Origin of the sequence: Bacillus thermozeamaize (genome assembly GCA_002159075.1) — a bacterium.
Taxonomy (GTDB): Bacteria; Bacillota; Bacilli; order ZCTH02-B2; family ZCTH02-B2; genus Bacillus_BB; species Bacillus_BB thermozeamaize.
This window is the reverse complement of the sequence record LZRT01000032.1, coordinates 1-1842: the sequence shown is the minus strand read 5'-3', so window position 1 is coordinate 1842 and position 1842 is coordinate 1. Positions and strand designations below refer to the sequence as shown.

The 1842-nt window shown below is 46.5% G+C and carries 1 protein-coding gene and 1 pseudogene; both read right to left on the bottom strand.

All coding sequences use genetic code 11. The features are described 5' to 3' along the window. A pseudogene (locus tag BAA01_10675) lies at positions 1-263 on the bottom strand (ATP-binding protein). Continuing rightward, positions 235-1764: an integrase gene (locus BAA01_10670; GenBank protein ID OUM89852.1), complete on the bottom strand. Its 1530-nt coding sequence runs from the start codon at positions 1762-1764 to the stop codon at positions 235-237. Before BAA01_10670 ends, BAA01_10675 begins: the two are co-directional and overlap by 29 nt. Between the last annotated feature and the right edge of the window lie 78 nt (positions 1765-1842).

Below are 1842 nucleotides of genomic sequence, written 5' to 3'. Positions count from 1 at the left end.
ACAAGGTCGCAAAGCTCCTCTTTGGTCGTTGTGGAGGGCCAATGAATGTGATCGGACCACTCATAGTCTTTCAGCCACTTTAACTCCCGGAATTTAGCCTTCTTGATCAGCTTCGACCGTTTCGCTTCTTGACGCGATGAGACTTCCAAAGCCAGTACATCCCGCAAAAATTGCTCTTTTGTTTCGTATGGCACCTCCTCAAAACGATCGGCAATATACGCCAAATGCAACGCTTTACAAATCTCTTTGATGTCCCGAGTCATCCCGGTTTGCCCCTCCTTCCCATGACGGGCACAGCCGTTGGTCATAAAGGTGTAAATCCGTCTCATAATTGACAAACACCGAAGGGGTGTAAGTTTCTTCCCACTTTTCCGGATAAGCTTGTTGTTTCGCCTCTAACAACACCTTTAACTCATGAGGGGCCAAGTCGAATCGTTGCTCTTTGTTCAACCATTCATCCAGTTCTTTCAATGTATGGCTTTTTAAGAGTTCCCGAACTCCCCGAACGCGCTGTTTGACCTCTTCCTTACGGAAGGTCAAATATGTTTGCACCTTCTCTGGCAAGTACTTAAAAAATCGCGAATAACTCACGGATCGAGGCTTCTTCTCCCAATCGTTGAAAATCTCTTCCCAAGGGATTTCCTGTTTCTGGTTCATATACGGCCGAGGAGCTTCAAAAACGACTTCTCCTTGATTGGATAGGCAGATAAAGCGATCCCACCCTTTTTGCACCACGAGAGACTGGTTCACCCGAGCTTGATGGATCACCCACTTTTCCCCATCCACTGTAATCTCCCCGTATTTGTTTACTTTCACCGTATCCAAAGAGAAGATCGGAAGATCGTCCAAAGGCAATGCTTTCAGCTCTTTTTGATCTTCTTTCCACAACTCTTCAATTGGCACTCCTTTTTCATAGTGAAGGCGAGAACGATCTTCGATCATTTTGACCCGTAGCCATTCGGTCAGCTGTTCATCGCTTTCCACCACAGGGGCGGGAACGAAACAACGATGGCGTACGTAGTATACTTTCCTCTCCACATTCCCTTTTTCATGCCCACTGGCGGGATTGCACGGCTGTACTTCAAACCCGTAGTGGGCTTGGAAACGCAGAAACGCTTCGGTATACTGACGGTTATCTCCTTTCCCGACTGTCACCACGGCAGCGGGCAAATTGTCCATCCTTAAACGCCTCGGCACTCCCCCTGCTTGATGAAATAACTGTTTCAATCCTTCCAAGAAGCATTCCCTATTTTCTGACGGGAGAGGATGAGCAAATCCAGCATTACTATGGGGGAAGCTCAAAATCAAGAGCTTTTTATCTTCAAGAGCTCCATCCTTCACTACTTGCATCGTGCCAAAATCGACTTGGGCTTCCCCCGGAGGATGCTCCAGCCGTTCGTATCGTTTTTCCTTTTCTGCCTTGAGATGCGGCTTCCGTTCCTGAATGTAGGCACATACAGTTCGGTAAGAACCGGGAAAACCATGCTCTTTTTGCAGTTGTTCAAACATGGTTCGATTGGTTCTTCGCTCTTTTCGTGGCAGCTTCGCGTCCTCCTCCAGCCAGTCATCGATGATCTCCCCATATCCTAGCTCGTACATCATCCCCCGTTTCTTTTTCATGATTTTTTGTCCGCCAATATTTCCATCGGCATATTTCTTGACAGTTCTCCAATTCAGCCCTGTCTTTCTCGCAATTTCCGAGATCGACAGATCTTTGTTTTCCCTTAAATGTTTGATATAATGAATTTCAGGCATTGCTAGCATCCTTTCTTTACCTCCACTGTTTTAGTCTTCACAACCTTAACAGTAGAGGGAATTTTAGGAGCTGGCAAGCTTTTTTTT